At 73.2% G+C, this 21,333-nt stretch carries 16 protein-coding genes and 1 tRNA gene; 10 read left to right on the top strand and 7 right to left on the bottom strand.

The annotated features are described in order from the left end of the window. From AB0G50_RS01225 to AB0G50_RS01215, 3 genes are all read right to left on the bottom strand, one after another. A partial coding sequence (locus AB0G50_RS01225; protein WP_360100718.1) for a hypothetical protein occupies positions 1–3,969 on the bottom strand: 3,969 nt, incomplete at its 3' end. A gap of 11 nt (positions 3,970–3,980) precedes the next feature. Then, complete coding sequence (gene ettA, locus AB0G50_RS01220) at positions 3,981–5,657, bottom strand: energy-dependent translational throttle protein EttA (RefSeq protein ID WP_360100715.1); 1,677 nt, start codon at positions 5,655–5,657, stop codon at positions 3,981–3,983. Between the two features lie 251 nt (positions 5,658–5,908). Beyond that, positions 5,909–6,370, bottom strand: coding sequence for a single-stranded DNA-binding protein (locus AB0G50_RS01215; RefSeq protein ID WP_360100712.1), 462 nt, complete (start codon positions 6,368–6,370; stop codon positions 5,909–5,911). Positions 6,371–6,551: 181 nt separating this feature from the next. Here AB0G50_RS01215 and AB0G50_RS01210 point away from each other — a divergent pair, with 181 nt between their 5' ends. The 3 genes from AB0G50_RS01210 to AB0G50_RS01200 are packed head-to-tail and all read left to right on the top strand — an operon-like array spanning position 6,552 to position 8,888. Further along, positions 6,552–7,130, top strand: a complete 579-nt coding sequence (locus tag AB0G50_RS01210) for a TetR/AcrR family transcriptional regulator (RefSeq protein ID WP_360100709.1) — start codon at positions 6,552–6,554, stop codon at positions 7,128–7,130. Continuing rightward, a complete protein-coding gene (locus AB0G50_RS01205) occupies positions 7,127–8,056 on the top strand; it encodes an ATP-binding cassette domain-containing protein (protein ID WP_360100706.1) in 930 nt (309 codons plus the stop codon). Before AB0G50_RS01210 ends, AB0G50_RS01205 begins: the two co-directional genes overlap by 4 nt. Before the next feature lie 13 nt (positions 8,057–8,069). Next, a complete protein-coding gene (locus tag AB0G50_RS01200) occupies positions 8,070–8,888 on the top strand; it encodes an ABC transporter permease (protein WP_360100703.1) in 819 nt (272 codons plus the stop codon). On the opposite strand, the gene AB0G50_RS01195 is transcribed toward AB0G50_RS01200, so the two are convergent. Continuing rightward, the gene (locus AB0G50_RS01195; protein WP_360100700.1) at positions 8,885–10,837 is read right to left on the bottom strand and encodes a cytochrome c oxidase assembly protein; all 1,953 of its coding nucleotides are present in this window, start codon (positions 10,835–10,837) and stop codon (positions 8,885–8,887) included. The two genes, AB0G50_RS01200 and AB0G50_RS01195, sit on opposite strands and share 4 nt — an antisense overlap. Before the next feature lie 68 nt (positions 10,838–10,905). Here AB0G50_RS01195 and AB0G50_RS01190 point away from each other — a divergent pair, with 68 nt between their 5' ends. Then, on the top strand, positions 10,906–11,490 hold the full coding sequence (locus AB0G50_RS01190) for a DUF3558 domain-containing protein (protein ID WP_360100697.1): 585 nt from the start codon (positions 10,906–10,908) through the stop codon (positions 11,488–11,490). Here AB0G50_RS01190 and AB0G50_RS01185 read toward each other — a convergent pair. After that, complete coding sequence (locus AB0G50_RS01185; protein ID WP_360100694.1) at positions 11,456–12,643, bottom strand: MFS transporter; 1,188 nt, start codon at positions 12,641–12,643, stop codon at positions 11,456–11,458. The genes AB0G50_RS01190 and AB0G50_RS01185 overlap by 35 nt on opposite strands. A 62-nt stretch (positions 12,644–12,705) precedes the next feature. On the opposite strand from AB0G50_RS01185, the gene AB0G50_RS01180 reads away from it, so the two are divergent. The 3 genes from AB0G50_RS01180 (at position 12,706) to AB0G50_RS01170 (ending at position 15,617) form a co-directional block, all read left to right on the top strand. Then, positions 12,706–13,758: a LacI family DNA-binding transcriptional regulator gene (locus tag AB0G50_RS01180; protein ID WP_360100691.1), complete on the top strand. Its 1,053-nt coding sequence runs from the start codon at positions 12,706–12,708 to the stop codon at positions 13,756–13,758. 125 nt (positions 13,759–13,883) lie between these two features. After that, a tRNA-Arg gene (locus AB0G50_RS01175) sits at positions 13,884–13,956 on the top strand. A 428-nt stretch (positions 13,957–14,384) separates the two neighbouring features. Then, a complete protein-coding gene (locus tag AB0G50_RS01170; RefSeq protein ID WP_360100688.1) occupies positions 14,385–15,617 on the top strand; it encodes an MFS transporter in 1,233 nt (410 codons plus the stop codon). A gap of 9 nt (positions 15,618–15,626) precedes the next feature. Here AB0G50_RS01170 and AB0G50_RS01165 read toward each other — a convergent pair whose 3' ends face one another. Further along, positions 15,627–16,259 carry a helix-turn-helix domain-containing protein gene (locus AB0G50_RS01165; RefSeq protein ID WP_360100685.1) on the bottom strand — a complete coding sequence of 211 codons (633 nt, stop codon included), beginning with the start codon at positions 16,257–16,259 and terminating at the stop codon, positions 15,627–15,629. An 80-nt stretch (positions 16,260–16,339) separates the two neighbouring features. On the opposite strand from AB0G50_RS01165, the gene AB0G50_RS01160 reads away from it, so the two are divergent. Beyond that, entirely contained in the window at positions 16,340–17,299 is a 960-nt protein-coding gene (locus AB0G50_RS01160) for a zinc-binding dehydrogenase (protein WP_360100682.1), read from the top strand. 25 nt (positions 17,300–17,324) lie between these two features. Here AB0G50_RS01160 and AB0G50_RS01155 read toward each other — a convergent pair whose 3' ends face one another. Next, positions 17,325–18,674, bottom strand: coding sequence for a hypothetical protein (locus AB0G50_RS01155; protein WP_360100679.1), 1,350 nt, complete (start codon positions 18,672–18,674; stop codon positions 17,325–17,327). 187 nt (positions 18,675–18,861) lie between these two features. On the opposite strand from AB0G50_RS01155, the gene AB0G50_RS01150 reads away from it, so the two are divergent. Next, positions 18,862–20,241 (top strand): hypothetical protein, encoded by a 1,380-nt coding sequence (locus tag AB0G50_RS01150; RefSeq protein WP_360100672.1) that lies wholly within the window; start codon positions 18,862–18,864, stop codon positions 20,239–20,241. Continuing rightward, positions 20,238–21,332 carry a hypothetical protein gene (locus tag AB0G50_RS01145; RefSeq protein WP_360100669.1) on the top strand — a complete coding sequence of 365 codons (1,095 nt, stop codon included), beginning with the start codon at positions 20,238–20,240 and terminating at the stop codon, positions 21,330–21,332. The genes AB0G50_RS01150 and AB0G50_RS01145 overlap by 4 nt, the downstream gene beginning before the upstream one ends. Position 21,333 lies beyond the last annotated feature (1 nt).

Raw genomic sequence — 21,333 nt, 5'->3', positions numbered from 1 at the left:
CGTCCACGTCGAGGAGTCCGGTGGCACGGCGGCTTCCGCGGCCGACCACGTCGAGGAGTCCGGTGGCACGGCGGCTTCCGCGGCCGACCACGTCGAGGAGTCCGGTGGCACGGCGGCTTCCGCGGCCGACCACGTCGAGGCTTCAGGCGCCCTGGCCGATTCGCCGGCAGACCAGGTCGGGGTGCCGGACGGCGCAGCCGATTCGGCGGCCGACCAGCCGGAAGGCTCCGACGCGCCGGTCGATTCGGTGGGCGACCACCCCGACGACTCCGACAACCCGACTGGTTCGGCGGTCGACCAGGTCGAAGACTCCGCCGCCCTGGCCGGTTCGGGGGTCGACCCCGCCGACCATGTCGGAGGGTCCGGTGGCACGGTCGGCGCCGCGGCGGACCACGTCGAGGACTCGGGCGGCGCGGAGGCGTCGAAACCCGGCTGGCTGTCGAGGTCGTGGCGGGAGGCGATGTCCCACGACGGCAGGTCGGTCCTGGTCGACTCGGGGGTGCGCGCGGTCGGGATCAGCGGCCCTTTGCCGAACGCCGCGCCCAGGCCCGACGGCGGGTCGGGCGGGAACTCGTCCGGCCGTACCGGAGGCTGGATCATGGTCGGCGAGTCGAACATGTCGACCCGCCGCGAGTCCGAGGCTTCGGCCTTCACCCTCGCGGGCGCCTCCACCCGCCACGACGGGACATCCGACACGACCGGCCCGGTCTCGGGTTTCGCTTCCGGCGGCACGGCCACCGGTCCGACGCCCGCCGGCTCGAAGGGCGCCGGCTCGCCGACTCCCGGGTCCGTTCCCCGCGGTTCCCCAGCCGCCGGTTCCACCGACACCGGTTCGGCGGACACCGGGACCTCGGACCTGGCGGGACCTCGCGCGTCGACCTCGGACCCGGCGAGACCGGAGAGGTCGGCACCGGGGCCGGACGCGTGGGCACCGGGTGCGGCGGAATCGGGGACGTAGGCGCCGGCGGCACCGGGACTCGGTGCGCCCGCACCAGGCGTCGCGGGACCGCGCGCGGAGCGATCGGCCGCAGTGGGACCGAGTGCGTCCTCGGGCGGTGTCACGGGACCGGGCGCGAAGGCACCTGCCCCGGCGGAACCGAGCGCGTCCGCACGCGGCACGGCGGGACCACGTTCGTGGGCACCGGCCGCGGTGGGACCAGGGGTGTGCACACCTGGCGCGGCGGGATCGCGCGGATAGGCACCGGGCACGGCGGGACCGTGCGTGTCCGCGCCCGGCGTGGCGGGGCCGGAGGCGTCGGCGGCGGGCACCGCGACACCCGGTGTGGTGGGGCCGGGTACGGCCGGCAGCGGGGTTTCGGGCTCGGGTTCCGGGGCTCGGCGTCGGCGGCCGCCGGCGCGTTGTGAGGCGAGCAGGCCGGCTGCCTTCAGCGATTCGAGCACGCCGCCGCTGTCCGCCTCGGGCGCCTCGGGTGGCGGCGGTGGGGCTACCGGCACCTCCTCGGCGGCCTCGCGGGCGGCCCGGCGACGTCCGCTGCGCGCCGCGCCGGCCGCCGCGATGAGACCGGCGACGGGAACCGTGCGCTCCTCGGGCGACTCGGCCCGCGAGCGCGTGCCGAGATCGAGTCCGAGACCGGCCGACCCGCGCAGGCCCGTGCCTTCCGCGCCGTGGGCGGCGTCGGCGGACCGCTCCTCGGCTCCCCGGTGCTTCTCCTGCGCGGGCAACGACTCCACCCGCGCGACGTCCGGCTTCCCGGCCGGCGCGGCGGGTCCGACGTCGGGAGTACCCGCCCAGCTCGAGGTTTCCCCTTGGGCCGCAACGACTTCCGCGTTCGCGACGTGCTCGGCGACGTCGTCGCCGGGGAACGTGAGGGGCGGCACCGCCGCGTCGGACCGGTGCGAAGCGAACGGGGACCGGTAGCCGGGGTCCGGCTCGAGATCGGGCTGCGGGACCTCGGCCGCGGGGGTGGAGATCGGCTCCGCGTGGTCGGGCTCCGCGCGGTGGGACGCGAACGCGGAACCGACGTCCGGCAACGTCGGCAGGGCCGGTGACCGGGTCTCCGCCCGGGTCGCGGGGGGTTCGGCGGGCGACCGCCCCGAGACGTGCCTCGATGCCGGCGGCTTCGCCGAAGGCCCGGCGGAGGACTGCTCGGCCACCGCTCGGCGGTACGCGACGGCGTCCGGCGTGGGGTGGGCCGGGGACGCGGCGGGGCGGCCGGGCGCGGTCTGGTGGCCGACAAAGGGGAACGCGGGCCGGGCCGGGGGCGCCTGTTCGGCTCCGCCGTGCTGGGGCGCGGTGGGTGGCGGGGGTGCCGGAGCCGGGGTGGGAGCGCCTGCCGCCGGCTCGGGGCCGGGGTTCGGCCGCGGTGGCACGGCGTTCGGCGGGGTCGGGTGGGCAGCGGCGGCGTGCGGGAGGTGCGGCTGCTCCGGCCGGCCGGGCGTGGTGGGGAGGTCCGTCAAGGCCGCGGAGAGGGTGCGCTGCGACGGTGGCAGGGCGGTCCGGTCCAGGCGCTCGGTGCCCGTCGCGGCCTCGGGCGACGGGGCGGTGCGGTCCAGACCGTCGACACCGGTCGCGGCCTCGGGCGACGAGGCGGTGCGGTCCACGCCGTCGACACCGGCCACGGCCTCGGGCGGCGGGGTGGGGTCCGGTGCTCGGCGGCGGCCTCCGGTGGGCTCGGAGGGGTGGTCGCCGAAGGGTTGGACGAGCCGCCAGCGGTCGGCGGCGTGGGCTCTGGCGGCGGAGATGCCCTCCACCGTCATGTCCTCCGCCGCGCGGCGGGAGCGCTTGGCGCGCAACGCGTCCGGGCGGTGGGCCTGGGCGGGGCGCCACTGGCGGAGCTGCTGCTTCAGCTCCGGGGTCAGGGCCGGGTCCGGGGTGTCCCGGGCGGCGGTGGCCTTGTCCGGGCGCAGCAGGGACGCCAGTTGGTCGTGCAGGGCGGTGGGTCTGCGGTGGACGCCGGAGAACTCCGCGGCCAGCCTCGCGCGCACGGCGTAGACGGCGCGGGCGCGACGGCGTTCGGCGGCGTGCGCGGACCGCAGGTTGGCCAGTGCCTCGGCCAGTTCGCCGGACACCTCGTGCACGTGCGCGAGTGCCAGCAGGCTTTCCGCCAACAGGGTGTCCAGCTGATGGCGTTCCGCGCTGTGCGCGGCGTCCCGGAGCAGGCCGCGGGCCTGGTCGACCCGCCCTGCCGGGAGGTGCACGCGGGTCGCCAGCGCGAGCCGCAGCCACCCCAGGGTGGCCGCGGACGGCGCGCGGACCGGGCGTTCGAGCAGCGGGGTGCCCAGTTCGGAGGCTTCGGCCAGGTGGTCCGAGTCCATCAGGGCGCACGCCAGTTCCAGCGTGAGCCTGGCGCGGACCTGGTCGTTGTCGGCGGACGGGTCGCTCAGGCCGGCGAGGAGCTCGAGCCCTTCCCGACCCGTGGCCACCGCCGCGTCCAGGTCGCCCCAGCGGCGGTGCTGGGCGGCGGCCGCCGCGCGGAGCGCGCACCGGGACAGGATCGTGGCGTCGGGCTCGGTGTCCCGGTCGGCCGCGTAGAGCCGGTCGGCCTCCTCGAGCGCGTCGGCCAGCGCCGCGCCGCGGCCGATGGTCACCAGGCACTGGCTGGCCTGCACGAGCGCCGCCGCGCGCAGCGCCGGCGGCACCCCGTCGGCCTCCAGCACCGGGCGGACCGCGGCGAAGCCGGTGAGCGGTGCGCCCACCGACCGCGCGCTGTCGGCCAGTTCGACCCGCAGCCGCCAGGCGGTGTCCTGCTCCCCCGCGGCCTCGGCCGCCTTCAGGGCGTCCAGCGCCCGGTCGGCGACCCGCACGCCGCGGCCCATCCGGTTGCTCGCGAAGACCACGAGGGCCTCCGCGCGCAACCGGTCCACCTCGTCGCGACGGGCGGAGGCGAGGGCGACGGCACGCTCGCCCAGTACCAGGGCGAGCTCCGGTGCCCGCCAACGCAGCTGCCAGGCGGGCACGACCAGCGTGCTCACCTCGACGTCCGCCTGCGCCTCGCCCCTCGCCGCCACGGTGGCCGGGCTCAGTCTCGGGTCAACTTGCGATAGGTGACCCGATGCGGACGCGCCGCCTCCGCGCCCAGGCGCTCCACCTTGTTCTTCTCGTAACCCTCGAAGTTGCCCTCGAACCAGTACCACTGGGACGGGTTCTCGTCCGTGCCCTCCCACGCGAGGATGTGGGTGGCGACGCGGTCGAGGAACCACCGGTCGTGCGAGATGACCACGGCGCAACCGGGGAACTGCTCGAGCGCGTTCTCCATCGAGCCGAGGGTTTCCACGTCCAGGTCGTTCGTCGGCTCGTCCAGCAGGATCAGGTTGCCGCCCTGCTTGAGGGTCAGCGCCAGGTTGAGCCGGTTGCGCTCGCCACCGGAGAGCACGCCCGCCGGCTTCTGCTGGTCCGGACCCTTGAAGCCGAACGCGCTGACGTAGGCGCGTGACGGCATTTCGACGCTGCCCACGTGGATGTAGTCGAGCCCGTCGGACACGACCTCCCACACGTTCTTCTTCGGGTCGATGCCCGCGCGGTTCTGGTCGACGTACGAGAGCTTGACCGTCTCACCGACCTTCACCACGCCCGCGTCCGGCTTCTCCAGGCCCACGATGGTCTTGAACAGCGTCGTCTTGCCGACGCCGTTCGGGCCGATGACGCCGACGATGCCGTTGCGCGGCAGGCTGAACGACAGGTTGTCGATCAGCACCCGGTCGCCGAAGCCCTTCTTCAGCTTCTCGGTCTCGACCACCACGCTGCCCAGGCGCGGACCCGGCGGGATCTGGATCTCCTCGAAGTCCAGCTTGCGGGTCTTCTCCGCCTCCGCGGCCATCTCCTCGTACCGGTCGAGGCGGGCCTTGGACTTGGCCTGGCGTGCCTTCGCGCCGGACCGGACCCAGTCCAGCTCGTCCTTGAGGCGCTTCTGGAGCTTCTGGTCCTTCTTCCCCTGGACGGCCAGTCGCTCGGCCTTCTTCTCCAGGTAGGTCGAGTAGTTGCCCTCGTAGGGGTGGGCCTTGCCGCGGTCCAGCTCCAGGATCCACTCGGCGAGGTTGTCCAGGAAGTACCGGTCGTGGGTCACGGCGAGGACGGCGCCCGGGTACTGCGCGAGGTGCTGCTCCAGCCACAGCACGCTCTCGGCGTCCAGGTGGTTGGTGGGCTCGTCCAGCAGCAGCAGGTCGGGCTTGCTCAGCAGCAGCTTGCACAGCGCGACCCGGCGGCGCTCACCACCGGACAGCTTCGTGACGTCGGCGTCGGGCGGAGGGCAGCGGAGGGCGTCCATGGCCTGCTCGAGCTGGGAGTCGAGGTCCCACGCGTTCGCGTGGTCGAGCTCCTCCTGGAGCGTCCCCATCTCGTCCATCAGCTCGTCGGAGTAGTCGACGCCCAACTTCTCGGCGATCTCGTTGAAGCGGTCCAGCTTCACCTTGATCTCGCCCAGGCCCTCCTGGACGTTGCCGAGAACGGTCTTCTCCTCGTTGAGCGGGGGCTCCTGTTGGAGGATGCCCACGCTGTAGCCCGGCGAGAGGTAGGCCTCGCCGTTGCCCGGGGTGTCCAGGCCGGCCATGATCTTGAGCACGCTCGACTTACCGGCGCCGTTCGGACCGACAACGCCGATCTTCGCACCGGGGAGGAACATGATCGTGACGTCATCGAGGATGACCTTGTCCCCGTGCGCCTTGCGCACCTTCTTCATGGTGTAGATGAACTCGGCCATGCCCGCGATCGTAGAGCGGTGCCGATCGGGCAATCACCCCGGCGGTAGGCAAGGCTTCCCGACTCGCGTGACCAGCGAGTCCTGACGCGTGCGGCTCCCACCGCCGTGTCGAGTCCTGCCCCTCCGTCCGCGGCGCGCGCCCCGGCGCCCCACGACCTCCCTCCCCTGCGACTAGTGACGGCGGCTCGCGCGCATTCTGCGCGACGGACCCGCCTGTGGACCACGCTCCCGGGCCGGATGCCCCGATCGGATCAGAACGGAACTTCTTTCAGCTCTTCGGATTGCTCCGCGTCACCGACGAGGGCGTCCTCCTCGGTGCGGGGTGCGACGATCCGGGGACCGCCCGGATCGGGGTGGACGGGCACCGGCTGGGCGGTGCACCACAGCAGGTTGGGCCCGACCGCGCCCGCCTCGACGTCGATGTGCTTGCCGCCGCCCTCCGGACCGCGGTCGTTCACCCGCAGGATCCCCGCGACCATCACCGGGTCGCCCTTGCCCAGCGACCGGTGCACGTTGTCCGCCAGCTGCCGCCAGCACGTCACGGTCAGGAACATGGACGCGCCCGCGACCCACCCGCCCGTCTCCCGGTCGAACCGCCGTTCGGTGGTGTGCATCCGGAACCTGGCGCGACTGAACCCCGTCCCGACCGTCGAGTGAGCGACCTTGCCCGCGACCACCCCGACCAGGGTGATCCGCGTCTCGTTGTATGCCATGCGACCAGGTTGCCGGGGTGGGCGGACCTGCGAAAGCGGACTTCCGCGAACTGTGGACAACTCGGCACCCTGTGCACAACTCGAATGAGTGAGTGCTCACTCGTTGACATGAGTGAGAACTCACTCATACGCTCTGGCCATGCCCGGAGAGACCGCACCACGCCGCAGACGAGCACCGGCGATGAGCGTCGAGGACCGCCGCGAGGCGATCGTCACGGCCACCGTCCCGCTGCTGCTCGCGCACGGCGCCAACGTCACCACCAGCCAGATCGCGCAGGCCGCCGGCATCGCCGAGGGCACCGTCTTCCGGGCGTTCAAGGACAAGCGCGAACTGATCGACACCTGCGTCCGGTCCGTGCTCGGCGTCGACACCGAGCTGGACCTGCTGACCGACGCCCGCCGGGCGACCACGGTGGCCGCGCGCGTCACGGAGGCGATCGGCGCGGTCACCGGCTACCTGGACCGCATGTGGCAGCTCATGGGCGTGCTGCGCGACTCGGGCTTCGACCCGAACGAGGGCCGCCGCAAGGAGCACAAGGGCCCGCCGGTCGAGATGCGACTGATCACCGAGCACGTCGCGGCGCTGTTCGAGCCGGACGAGGCCGACCTGCGGGTGGACCCCCACCTCGCCGCCCGACTGCTGCTCGGACTCGTGTTCACCAACCGGATGCAGGGCGAGGGCTTCGGCGAGTCGGCGGCCGACGTCGACGGGCTCGTCGAGGTGTTCCTGCACGGTGTGCTGAGGGGAGAGGACCGATGACCGACCTCATGATCGAGGCGACCGACGTGCACAAGGCGTTCGGCGCGCAGAAGGCCCTGGACGGCGTGGGCGTCGCCGTGCCGCGGGGCACCGTGCTGGGCCTGCTCGGCCACAACGGCGCCGGCAAGACCACGCTCGTCAACGTGCTCACCACGATGCTGCCGCCCGACCGCGGGCAGGCCTCGGTCGCGGGCTTCGACGTCGTGGCCCAGGCGCACCAGGTGCGCAGCCGGATCGGCCTCACCGGCCAGTTCGCGGCCGTGGACGAGGGCCTGTCCGGCCACGACAACCTCGTGCTCATCGCCCGGCTGCTCGGCGCGAGCCCGAAGGAGGCCAGGGCCAGGGCGACCGAGCTGCTGGACGTGTTCGGTCTCGGCGACGCGGCCAGGCGCGCCTCGCGGACCTACTCGGGCGGCATGCGCCGCCGGCTCGACCTCGCCGCGAGCCTGGTCGGCCACCCCGAGGTGATCTTCCTGGACGAGCCGACCACCGGCCTGGACCCGGCGAGCAGGCTCGGCCTGTGGGAGATCGTGGAGAACCTGGTCGCCGACGGCACCACGGTCCTGCTCACCACCCAGTACCTGGACGAGGCCGACCGGCTGGCCGACTCGATCACCGTGCTGTCCGCGGGACGCGTCGTCGCCTCGGGCACCAGCGCGGAGCTCAAGGCCCAGGTCGGCAGGCGCACCGTCACGGTGACGCTGGGCCGCGCGGACGACGTGCCCGCGGCCTCGCTCGCGCTGGAACGCGCCGGTCTGCACCCGGTCGCCGCGGGCGTCGCGCTCACCGCGCCGGTGACCTCCTCGCGCGAACTGGCCGTCGTGGTCCGCGCGCTGGACGAGGTGGGTCTGGAGGCGGCCGAGCTGGCGCTGGCCGAACCCACGCTGGACGACGTCTACCTCACCCTCTCCCGGCACGCGGCCTGAAGGGACCACCGACATGACCACCGGCGTGACCACCTTGACCACCGCGCCCCGCTGGCGCGGCACCGACTTCGCGACCCAGGTCGCGGTGCTGACCGGCAGATCGCTGCGGAGCCTGGTCGGCGACCCCCGGATGATCTTCCTGAGCCTGCTGCAACCGCTGGTGATGCTGACCCTGTTCAGCCAGATCTTCGCGAGCATGGCGAACACGCCCGGCTTCCCGAGCGGCGTCCGGTACATCGACTACCTGATGCCCGCGATCCTGGTGAACACCGCGATGCAGTCCGCGCTCCAGGCGGGCATCGGCCTGATCACCGACATGAAGAACGGCGTGCTGGCCCGGTTCCGCTCGCTGCCGATCCGGCTCGGCTCGGTGCTCGTCGCGCGCAGCCTGTCCGACCTCGTCCGCACCACCGCGCAACTGGTGCTGATGCTGCTGTTCGCGGTCACGATCTTCGGCTTCGCGCCGGCGGGCGGGGTCCTCGGCACGCTCGCCGCGCTGGCGCTGGCACTGGTCGTCGGCTGGGGTCTCGGCTGGATCTTCCTGGCCATCGCGGCGTGGCTGCGCAACGCGGAGATGATGCAGACGGTCGGCTTCCTGGCCATGTTCCCGCTGATGTTCGCCTCCAGCGCCTACGTGCCGGTGGCGGGTCTGCCGGCGTGGCTGCGCGCGGTCGCCGAGGTCAACCCGCTGACCTACGCGGTGAACGCGGCCCGGTCGCTGGCACTGGCCCAGCCGGTCACCGGCGTGGTCGGCGCGCTGGTCGCCAGCGCCGCGCTGGCCGCAGTCGGCGGCGCACTGGCCATCCGCGGCTTCCGCCGCCCGCTCTCCTAGCCCTCGCCCGACATCTTCTTCAGCATGGCGTTGTACGCGGCCAGGTCCGCGTCGCCGTCCGCCTCCGCCCGCCGGTCCGACCGGCGGGCGTCGCGGTCGTCCTGCCGGGCCCACTGCACGAGCAGCGCCACCATCACCACCAGCAGCGGCACCTCGCCCGCCGCCCACGCGATGCCGCCGCCCAGCCGCTGCTCCTCCAGCCGCGAGGACACCCACGGCAGCGCGAGCGAGCGGTAGAAGTTCTCGCCGATCACGGTCTGCGAGCTCATCAGGGCGATGCCGAAGAACGCGTGGAACGGGATCGAGGCGAACAGCAGCCCGAGCCTGCCCAGCGGCGGCAACCGGTTCGGCGCGGGGTCGATCCCGATCACCGGCCAGTAGAAGGCGTACCCGACGAGCAGGAAGTGCGCGTTCATCGCCAGGTGCGCCCAGTGCAGGTCCAGCGCCCAGTCGAACAGGCCCGAGAAGTACAGCCCGTAGAACGAGCCGACGAACAGCACCAGCGCCACCACGGGGTTCGTCAGCACCCGCGCCACCGGCGAGTGCACGAACGCCAGCAGCCACTCGCGCGGTCCGGACGGGTTGTCCTTGCCCGCGACGGGGAGCGCGCGCAGCGCCAGCGTCACCGGACCGCCCAGCACCAGCAGGATCGGCGCGAGCATGGACAGCAGCATGTGCGCTTCCATGTGCACGGAGAACATCGCGGGCGCGTACCGGCCGATGCCCGAGGACGTGGCCACCAGCACCACGAGGCACCCGGCGAGCCACGCGATCGTGCGACCCACCGGCCACGCGTCACCGCGCTTGCGCAACCGCCGCACGCCCAGCAGGTACACCAGGGCCAGCGCGAGCGCGGCGGTGCCGAAGACCAGGTCGAACCGCCAGTCGAACAGCAGCCGGGACAACGTGGGCGCGCCGGCCAGGTCGTAGCCGATGCGCAACTCCACCGTGCTCGGCAGCACGCGCCCCTCGGCCGGCGGTGGGGTGCGCGCCAACGCGGCCGCGACGCCGATGGTGAGGAACATGACCAGCACCTCGACGCCCGCGAGCTTCAGCAGCGCGCGCTTGGAGCCCTGTTCGACCACACCGCGCACGCCCTTGCGGCGCTGGAAGTAGCCGAACACGCCCAGCACCAGCAGGGCCGCCGTCTTGGCCAGCACGAGCAGGCCGTAGTCGCTGGTGAACAACTGGTCCAGGGGCAGTCGCACGTAGGCGTTGACCACGCCGGACACCGCCATCACGACCCAGCAGCCCAGCGCCAGCGCGGAGAACCGGGACGCGGCGAGCCCGAGGTGCGCGCCGCCCCGCCTGCCGTGCGCGAGCAGCGCGATCAGCCCGCCCACCCACAGCGCCGCCGCGACCAGGTGGAACAGCAGGCTGTTGGTCGCCACGTCGTGCGAGCCGCCGCCCGAGGAGTGCCCGGTCACCGCGACCGGCACCAGGGCGAACACCGACAGCAGGAACAGCGCGGTGGTCCACCCCCAGGACAGCACCAGCCGGCAGCCCAGCGCCAGCAGCGCCACGACCACCGCCGTCACCATCCAGGCCTTGGCCTGCTCGACCAGTCCGGCGACCTGGAACAGCACCGACGGGTCCAGCAGCCGCCCCACCGGCTGGTCGAGCGCGTCGGCGACCGTGAACGGCACCTCCAGGACCGCGCCCAGCGTCCACACGAGCGCGCCACCGGCGGCCGTGCGCAGCGCCGCGTAGCCGTCGGCGGCGAGTCTGCCGCCGGGCTGGGGCGGGGTGAGGAACGCGGCCATCAGCAGTGACCCGATGGTCACCACCGCGGCCGACTCGGTCAGCACCCGCACCACGATGAGCCCGGAGCCGCCGGCCCCGGTCAGGGCCAGCAGGCCCGCCGCGAGCAGGGCCGCGATCGTCGTGCCGACGACCAGCAGCGGGACCAGTCCGGTGCGCTGGGTGCGGGTGGGCGCTTCGATGGACACCGCCCGAGCCTATGCGGAGGGGTGTTGGCGTCACCAACCGCTGTTCGCACGCACTACCGTTGCGCCCCGTGTCCCGCATTCGCACGTGGCTGGCGGTGGCCTCGACCGCGGCCGTCCTCTCGGGTTGCGCCTACTCCGTCAACGGCACCGCGCTGCCGGAGGCGGGTCCCCTGCCGACCGTCGCGCCGGTGACCTCCTCCAGCGCGGACCCGGGCGCCGCGCCCAGGATCGCGAAGCAGCGCACGGTCGCGGGCGTCGACCCGTGCGGGCTGCTCACCGCCGACGACCTCAAGCCGATCGGGAAGCTGCGCAAGGAGCCGGCGCGCAAGGACGACGTGATCCAGGAGTCGTGCCAGTACGTGCTGGACGACGGCACGTCCTCGGGCCGCAGCGTGGTGACCGCGCTCTACCAGCAGTACGAGCAGGTCCGGGCCCGCCAGACCAAGGGCCGCGAAGAGGTCGTCGACGGGCACTCGGCGTGGCTGTTCTGCGACCTGAGCGGCAACGAGCAGGCGTGCACGGCGACCGTGGCGGTGAACAAGAACCGGAGCGTGCTGGTCGCGATGACCCAGCAGGGCGGTGTCGCCGACCAGGTGCTGGCGTCGATGCAGCCGCTGGTCAAAGCCGCGCTGGCGCGGATGCCTCTCGCGTGAGCTCTCGTCGCCTGGCCCGCGCGGTGAAGTAGACCGCAGGCACGATCAGCGCCGTGACGACGGCCACGAAACCCATGGACGCGGTGAGCGAGCTGGCGTGCGCGAGGCCGCCGACGATCGGCGGCCCGGCCAGGAAGCCGGTGTAGGCGACGGTCGTCACGAGGCCGATCTCGCGTTCGCCGCCGGTGCCGTCGGCACGCCTGCCCGCGTCGCCCGCCAGGTCCATGATCACCGGGAAGCCGAACGCCAGACCGAGGCCCGCGAGCCCGAACCCGGCGTAGCCGACCGCCGCCGAGGGCACCAGCACGGCCAGCGCGAGCCCGCCCGCGGCCAGCACCGCGCCCGCGCCGAGCAGCCGGTACGGGCCGAGCTTGCGCTGCACGGGCTCGCCGAGCAGCCGGGCGGCGGCCATCGCGATCGAGAAGCCCGCGTACGCGCCGGCCGCCGCGGCGTCGCTCATGCCGCGTTCGCGGACGAAGAACAGCGCGGACCAGTCGGCCGACGCGCCCTCCGCGATGGCCGAGCACAGCGCGACGCCGGCGAGCAGCCACAGCACGGGACGGCGCAGCACCGGGCGGTGGACCTGGTCGCGGACGGGGGTGTCGGGTCGACCGCCGGGCACGGACCGGGCGATCGCGACCACCGCGAGCAAACCGATCACGCCGGCCACCAGGAAGTGCCGCAACGGGGTCCAGCCGGCCGACGCGGCGACCGCGGCGCCCACCGAGCCGATCAGCCCGCCGACGCTGAAACCCGCGTGGAACTGGGACATCAGCGGTCGGTCGAGGCTGCGGATCACGGTCACCGCGGCGATGTTCATCGAGACGTCCAGCGCGGCGATGCTCGCGCCGAGGCCGAACAGCGTCACGCCGAGGGCGAGCGGGGTGCCGGTGAGCGCGAGCGCGGGCAGCACCACGACGCTGAGCGCGCTGCTGGCGAGGATGACGTTGCGCGCGCCGAACGCCGCGCACGCCCGTGCCGCGAACGGGGCCGTGACGGCCAGGCCGAGGCTGGAGCCGAGCAGGGCCAGGCCGAGCACGCCCTCGGAGGCGCCGACCTGCGCGGCCAGTGCCGGCACCCGCGACGCCCACGTGCCGAAAACCGCCCCGTTGAACAGGAACACCACGAAGACGGCGAAGCGGGCGGTCGGCATGCGGTCGAGTGTCGCTGAAGCGCTTCAGAACGTCCAGGGGCGTTCGTGGTTAACCTGCTCACGTGGACCGTCCCCGCAAGCCCACCCTCGACACCGTGGCCGCCGCGGTCGGGGTGTCGCGCGCGACGGTCTCCAACGCCTACAACCGGCCGGACCAGCTGTCGTCGGCGCTGCGCGAACGCGTCCTGGCCGCCGCCGCGACCCTGGGGTACGCCGGGCCCGACCCGGTCGCCCGGTCGCTCGCCACCCGGCACAGCGCGGCGGTCGGCTTCCTGCTCGGCCAGCAGCTCTCGGCGTCGTTCTCCGACCCGGCGCTGTCGATCGTGCTCGACGGGCTCGCGTCCACCGTCGACGGCCACGACCACTGCCTGGTGCTGATGCCCGGCGGCGACCGGGGCGGTCCCCGGCCGGAGACCGTGGCACGGGCGCAGGCGGACGTCGTGGTCGCGTACTCGCTGCCCGACGACGCCCCGGCGCTGGAGGCGGTGCGGGCGCGCGGGCTGCCGATGGTGGTGGTCGACCAGCCCGTGCTGCCGGGCACGGCGCGCGTGGAGGTGGACGACGCGGGCGGCGCCCGGTTGGCCGCCGAGCACCTGCTGGGGCTGGGCCACACCCGGTTCGGCGTCCTGACGTTCCCGCTGCGCCCCGACGGCCACACCGGGCTGGTGTCGGCGGCCCGCCTGGCCGGGGGCACCTTCCGGGTGACCCGCGATCGGCTGACGGGCTACCTGTCCGCGATCGGCGACGCGCCCGTGTGGGAGTGCTCCGGCAGCCGCCGCGAACTGGCCCGCACCGGCGCCCGCGAGCTGCTCGGCCGGTCGCCCCGGCCGACCGCGCTGCTGTGCGCGTCCGACGAACTGGCCTTCGGGGCGTTGCAGGCGGTCCGCGACCTCGGCCTGACCGTGCCGCGCGACGTGTCGGTGATCGGTTTCGACGACGTGCCGGCCGCCGAGCACGCCGATCCGCCGTTGACTACCGTCCGTCAACCTTTGACCGACAAGGGCCGGCGAGCGGGTGAACTCGCCCTCCGTTTGCTCGACGGAGGCAGACCCGGCGACCCGATCCGGGTGGCCGTAAACCTGGTTGAACGCGGTTCAACCGCCCTTCAAGAGTGATTCAGGTCACTTTTCGGCCCTCTTGATCCCCGATCGGGCGCCCGGACGGAAACGGTCCGCGTCTCTCGGACGATGTGTCCGATGGGGCGGCTACGCTGCTACGGCGCGTGGTCACCGCCCCTCCAGCCTCCGTAGCTCAGTGGAGAGAGCGAGGGACTTCTAATCCCGAGGTCGCAGGTTCGAATCCTGCCGGGGGCGCTGGGTCTGACCAGGTAGAACTCGTCAGGCGGAGATCGACAGCTCGGGCACGTGGCACGTGCCGTGGCAGGTGCCCGAGCCCTTCCCGGTGCCACGACACCCCCGTCCGTTGCTCCGGACGGGCGAGCCGGCCGCGGTATCGAACGGCTCAAGATTCCCCCCGCGTCCACCCCGGCCCGGCCATGATCACCGGAAGTGATCTTCCACTACCGGACGTGATACCCGCTGGCCTCGGCTCTCCACCCGCCACGAGCACGACCCACCCCGGCGGCTCTACCAGGTGGACGAGAAGCCACCACCCCCGGGCGGATCGTTTGGTCACCCGTTCGCCGCAGCGACCACCCTCACCGCGGGCGCTTCACGGATGTGAGGATTCCGTGCGTGACGCCGCCGGGACCCCCGGTCGGACCGGAACGGGGGGCGGTCGGGTGACCAGGGCTCGGCTGCTCGACCACCCCGAGTTCGTGCGCTTCTGGGCGGCCGACTCGGTGTCGCTGGTCGGCACCTACGTGACCACGTTGGCCCTCCAGGTGCTGGCCGTGACGCAGCTGCGGGCTTCCGCCACCGAGTTGGGCGTGCTCGGCGCCGCCCGGTGGCTGCCGTACCTGCTGTTCGGGCTGGTCGTCGGCGTGCTGGTGGACCGGCACCGGCGGCGGCCCGTGCTGGTCGGCGCGGATCTCGCCCGGGCCGTGCTGCTCGGGCTGATCCCGCTGTCGGCCGCCGTCGGACTGCTCGGCATGCCGGTGCTGATCGTCCTGGTGGCGGCCTACGGTGCCCTGTCGCTGGTCCACGACGCCGCGCACCAGTCGTTCCTGCCGAGCCTCGTGCCCACCGCGGTGCTCACCGAGGCCAACGCGCGACTGGAGCAGACCCGGTCGGTGGCCCAGACCGCGGGCCCGCTGATCGCCGGCTGGCTGGTCGCCGCGGTCGGCGCGCCGGTGGCGATCCTGGTCGACGCGGTCTCCTACCTGATCTCCGGCCGGGTGCTCGCCGGGCTGCGCACCCCCGAGCGGACCGGGCGGGCACCGTCCCGGCACCTGCGTCGCGAACTGGTCGAAGGACTTTCCTGGGTGTACCGGCACCGGGTGCTGGCGCCGCTGGCGATCACCTCGCACGCGTGGTTCCTGTGCACCGGCATGGTCGGCACCGTCTCCACCTACTTCGTGCTCGACGGGTTGGGCTTCGACGCGGTGGCGCTCGGCGCGACCTACGCGCTGGGCGGGGTCGGCGGGGTGCTCGGCGCCTCGCTCGCCCTGCCCGCCACCCGCCGGTTCGGCGCCGGCCCGATCATGGTCGTCGGCCGGTGGCTCACCCCCGCGGCCTACGCGCTGATCCCGTCGGCCACCTCCGGCGCGGTCGGCCTGGTCCTGCTGTGCGGCGCCCAGTTCCTCTTCGGCTTCTCCATCGGCCTCGACGGGCCCGCCGAGATGGGCTACCGGCAGGCGGTCACGCCGGATCGCTTGCAGGGCAGGATGAACGCGACGATGCGGTCGCTGAACCGGGGCATGATCGTGATCGGCGCGCCGCTGGGCGGTGTGCTGGCCGACGCCCTGGGCAGCCGGGCGGCGCTGTGGATCGCGGTCGGGGGTCTGGTGTGCCAGGCGGTCGCGATCACCTGCTCCCCGCTGCGGCACGCCCGGATCCCCGACGCCCCGGCCTGACCGGACCGGTCACACCGGCAGCGTCGACGCGGGCGTCAGCCGCGGCACCGGCGGCAGCGGCACGGGTGTCGCCGGGGTGCGGAACGCCTCGATCACGAGGGCGGCGAACCGCCGGGAGGCCGCGACCCGCGCGGCCGGTGTGCCCGCCCGGATCCCGCTGTTGGCCATGATCATGAGCACCAGGTCGTCCACGACGACGTCGGGGCGCAGGTGACCGGTGGCCTTGGCGCGGCGGACCAGTTCGGCGACGGCGGTCAACGAGGAGGCGCGCAGCCCGGCGAAGTCCACCGCGTCCGGGAAGGCCGACCGGACGGCGGAGGTGAAGCCGCCGTCACGGGCCCACGACTCGAAAAGCCCGGCGACCACGTGGCGGAAACCGCGCCAGGCGTCCGGGTCGGCGAGCCCTTCGTCCACGATGGACCGGCACTCGCGCACCCGGTCCGCGAACGCCTCGGCGACCAGCGCCCGCTTGGTCGGGAAGTGGCGGTGGACGGTGGCCTGACCGACCTCCGCACGCCGGGCGACCTCGCGGATCGGCGCGTCCAGGCCGTCGGCGAGGAACACCGCGCGTGCCGCCTCGAGGATGCGCTCGCGGTTGTCCCGTGCGTCGGAACGCAGGTTGTGAGGCAGCCGACCGGTCACCACTCCCACTTTAGCCGGCCGGCCGACGGCGCTCGCTACGGTCCGAAGTCCCAGGTCCGGCACGGAATTCGGAGGCGGCGGTGCGCGCAGTCACGATCGGTGGGTTCGGCCCTCCCGAGGGCCTCGTGGTGGTCGACCTGCCCGACCCGACCCCGGCCGCGGGCCAGGTGGTGATCACCACCGAGGCGATCGGCGTCGGTGGTGTCGACGCCCTGATCCGCCGCGGTTCCCTGGCCGCGCACGGATTCGCCGTCGGACATGTCCCGGGCACCGAGGTCGCGGGCACGGTGACCGCGATCGGCACCGGCGTCGACCCCGCGTGGGCCGGCCGCCGGGTGTGGGCGCCCACCGGCACCGGCGGCGGCTACGCCGAACAGGCCCTCGTGCCGGCCGAGGTGCTCGTCCCCCTCCCGCCCGGCCTGTCCCCCGTCGACGCGGTGACCCTGGGCGGCTCCGGAGCGGTGGCCCACTTCGCGTTGCTGCGGGCCGGACTGTCACCCGGCGAGTCGGTGCTGGTGCGCGGCGCGGCGGGCGGCATCGGGGTCGTGGCCGTCCAACTCGCCGCCCGTGCCGGCGCCGTCATCTCGGTCACCACCTCGTCGGCCGACCGCGGCGACCGCCTGCGCGCGCTGGGCGCGACCCACATCCTGGACCGCGCGGGCCGGGGCGCGCCCGGGAGCCACGACGTCGTCCTGGACGTGGTCGCCGGCGCGGACCTGCCGACGTTCCTCGACGCGCTCGCCCCGAACGGCCGGATGGTCGTCGTCGGCGTGATGGCGGGCCCGCCACCGGCGGACTTCGGCGCCCGGCTGCTCGCGTCCTTCCGGAAGTCCCTGTCGTTCGCCACCTTCAGCACCGACACCGTGCCCACCCCGGACCGCCGCGCCGCGACCGCCGCCCTGTTCACCGCCGCCCGTCGCGGCGAGGTGATCGCGGTCGTGCACGAGGTCCTCCCCCTGGGCCAGGCCGTCCTGGCCCACCGCGCACTGGACTCCGGCGCGGTGTTCGGCAGGATCGCGCTCGTCCCGCAGTGGCGGTAGGCGGCACGGCGTCCGGCCGCGGTCCTCAGGCCGCGTTGACCGTCACCGCGGCCTGGTAGGGGCGCACCACGCTCTCGATGAAGCCGTCCAGCGCGCGCTCGATCCAGTCGTGCCCGGTGTCGTTGTCCAGGTGGTGGACCCGATCCCGCAGCGCGGGCATGGTCTTCAACGCGGTCAACCCGTCCACGGCGTAGAGCGACCTGGCCGCCGTGCTCGGCAGTTCGTGGTCGTCCGACGGGCTGATCACGATGTCCCCGCCGACGATCGACAACTTCGGCGGCTGCTTGCGGTGGTCGAGCCGGGCCGCCCGCGTCTCGTCGGACGCGGTCACGTGGATGATCTGGGCCACCGACAGCACCTCGTCGCCGAACACCTCCAGGGCGGCGGCGAGGTCGGCCCGCGCGAACTCCACCAGCGTGATGCGGGTGCGGTCGCGGCTCTGCCAGACCCGCAGCGACAGGGCCTGGAGCGCGGGCTCCAGGTCGCGCTCGTCGCGGACGTTGAACGCGCCGCCCGCGTGGGCGGTGAACCCCTCGCCGCGGGTGCCGCCTAGGGCGATCAGCCGGTGCACGTGGTCGTGGTAGGCGTACAGGTAGTCGGTCAGCTCGTCCACCTGGAACCGTTGCGCGCGCAGCTTCTCGGCGAGCAGACGGCGCACCATGGACTTGCCCGCGCCGGGCAGGCCGGTGACGAACACGACCGGCGCCGAGTGCCGGAACGCGACGTGCCGCGTGAGGGCGGCGGTCGCCTTCTCGTCCAGCCCGTACTTGACGCGCACGTCGTCGATCCGGGCGACCGCGGCCACGACGCCGTCACCGGGCCGCAGCGCCTGCTCCGCCAGCACCGCCTCGAGCGGCACGGAGTTCTGCCAGGCCACGTCGAAGTGGCTCTGGAAGACCTGGGTCTCGGACTGGCCGTCCAACTGGAGCGGGTGGTCCCGCTTGCCGTCGCGGCGGTTGACGACCACGCTCGGCTTCGAGCCGCGGTAGATGTGGAACGACATCCCGTCGGTGTTGAGCGACCGCCCCACCCGGACCTCGACACCGCGGCTCAGCAGTTCCGCGCCGGCGGTCAGGCAACCCTCGTCCTCCCGGGTGATCAGCCGGACGTCGCCGATGGCCTCCCAGGACTCCTGGATGCGGGCCAGCTGCGGGTTGTCGCGCGCGGGGGCCAGCCACGGCACCACGGCGCGCAGCTGCTTCACCTCCGGGGCGCTGGACGCCTGGTGGATGGCCTTGAGGTAGTTGTGGCGGTTGACCTTCTGCTTGGCGGCGTTCGGAATGCGCCTGCGCGCGCGTAAGCCCTTGACCATTCCGATGATCAACGCCACCACCAGGCCGCTGACGACCGGAGTCAGGAGTTGCGACCAGTGCATCGCTCCAACCCTTCACCCGTGACCTCCGGTGGAGCAGAGCGCCGGCACCGTGGCCGAGTACTACCCCGGCCGGCCGAACGCAAAACGGTCGTTGCCGGGCCGTGACGGTCCGCGCGACCGGTTCGGCCTCGGGCGGTGGTGACCCGTCGGGGCGAAACACTTCGCGCCGGCCGAGCGATGCCGACACGTGCAGGCAACCGAACCCGGGGATCCACGCGCGAGTCCCGAGGCGTCGCCGGTCCGGTACACCGTGCTGTCCACGCGGACGATCGCGTTGTGGGCGGCGCTGATCCCGGGCGTCGGCGCGGGTGTGGCGCTGTGGTTGCTGTTCGGCCTTCCGGGCCCCGACGCCGAAACGACCCGATTACGACTGGACTCCATCCGCACCGCGGGGACGCTCGTGGTCGGGACGGGCGGCGCGGCGGCCCTGCTGCTGGCCGCACGGCGCCAGCGCGGAGCCGAGATCGACCTGACGCTCAAGGAGCTGGCGAATCGGACCACCGACCACGACGCGTCGGAACGCCGGGTCACGGAGTCGTACTCGAGGGCCGCCGAACAGCTGGGGTCCGAGAAGGCGCCGGTGCGACTGGCGGGCCTGTACGCGCTCGAACGCCTGGCGCAGGGGAACCCGGCCCAGCGGCAGACCATCGTCAACGTCGTGTGCGCCTACCTGCGCATGCCGTACGAGCCGCCCGAAACGCCGCCGGATGCCCGTGCCGGCACCAAGGCGGCGGTCCGCCACCAGGAAAGGCGGCAGGAACGGGAGGTCCGCTCGACCGCCCAACGCGTCCTCCGCGACCACCTCCGCCGGGATGCCGACCCCATCGCGGACCTCCATTGGCCGGACATCGACGTCGACCTGGCCGGCGCCACCCTGGTGGACTTCGACTTCGACCACTGCAAGGTCCGGACGGCCCGGTTCACGGGAGCGAGGTTCGTCGGCGGCTCGTGGTTCCGGTGGACCGGCTTTTCCGGCGTGGTCGACTTCCGATCCGCCCATTTCTCGGGTGTCGCCGTCTTCGACGGTGCGCTCTTCCGGCACTGGCCCTTCCTGAAAGGCGCGACCTTCGCGCACGGCCTGCCGCGCGACCTGGACGAACTGGTGGTCGACCACCGACCCGAACCGCCGGCGACGGCCAGACCCCGACCGTACGCGACCGCATCGGCCCGGGAGTTGCAGGACAAGCTCGACCGACTCCGCCGGCACGCCGGGTTGACCATGGGTGACGTCGCCACGCGGTCCGAGCACCCGCCGAGCACCTATTTCCGGGCGAACCTGACGCTGACCCGCGAGACCGTGGTGGAAATCCTGCACCACGCCGTCCTCGAGGTGCGGCCGGAGCAGCTGATCCGCTTCCTGGAGGTGTGCGGATGCCCGGCCGACGACCGGTCGCTGTGGCTGGTCGCCTGGGGCCGCCTGGTCTTCGCCCACGAGCACGGCGAGGACCCCTCGGACGCCGACCTGCTGTCCCCCGCCGGCCGTGCCGCCGAGATCGAGTTCGAGGCGTCCAGGGAACGCTTCCGCTCGCTGCTCGCCGGGCGCGGTGGACCTCGGAGGAGCCGATGAGCCGGTCCCGGTCGAGCAGGACGATCACCTGTCCGGCCTGCTTGAGCAGCATAAGGTGGCGCGACACGACCCTGCACGGTCTCGACGAGGACCACTACTGGTGGACTCCGGTCGACGATCCGCGACCGGGCGAATCACCGGCCCGGTTCCGCGCCAGGCATCCGTTCCTGAAGAGGAAGTGCACCGACCCTCAGGCCGTGGGCGCGCACTACCTGCCGGACCGGTACGGCGACTTCGGGGACCCCATCGTCATCGGGGTGGTGGGGGGTGCCACGGTCGGCAAGACCGTGTACGTCACAGCCCTGGTCCACAGCCTGCTGAACTCGGCGAACCTCCTGGCCGACGCGGGGTTGACCGTTCTCCCCCTGGACCCGTTGATGCATCGGTCGTTCCTCGACCTCAACATATCGCCACTGTTCCACGACGGGGTCGACCTGGCCGGAACCGCCACCCAGACAACCATCCCGGAAATGACCTACGCCGTCCACATCGTCAACAACACCACTGGTCGGCAGTACGCACTCTGCTTCTACGACGTCGCCGGAGAGGAACTGTCGCGGACCGGATTCCCAGGAGGATCGAGGTATCTGCACGCCGCCTCCGGCCTCATCTTCCTGGTCGACCCCGGTAAAGCCGTCCCACGCGCGGCGAAATGGCCGAGAGGTCACCACCACCACTCGGTCGACGGGAGCGGAAGACCTCTCGCACCCATCTTCGACCCCACGTTCGACGCGATCTGCCACGGCCTGTCCGCGGTTCCGGACCGGCCGGTGATCCCGGCCGCCATCGTCGTCACGAAATCGGACCTCCTCCAGCACCACAACCGGCACGTGGCCGACTGGATCTTCCGGGACGACGACGCGGACAGCACGTCCGTGCCCCAGGAGAGCGCCGACGTGCACGCGTTCCTGGAAACCAACGGCGCGGAGGACTACCTGCGCCCGGTCCACCACTTCCGGCCGATCTCGCTGCACTTCGCGTCGGCGACCGGGGTACGGGCGGTGGATCGGAGGTTCCCCGTCGACCGGCTTCGCCCCCGGAGGGTCCTCCGACCCTTCCTCACGATTCTTCGCGCCCGGGGGGTGCTGTAGC

The sequence above is a fragment of the Actinosynnema sp. NPDC020468 genome (genome assembly GCF_040642015.1).
GTDB lineage: Bacteria > Actinomycetota > Actinomycetes > Mycobacteriales > Pseudonocardiaceae > Actinosynnema.
Note: the sequence above shows the minus strand (reverse complement) of the source record. Positions and strands in the feature narration are given on the sequence as shown.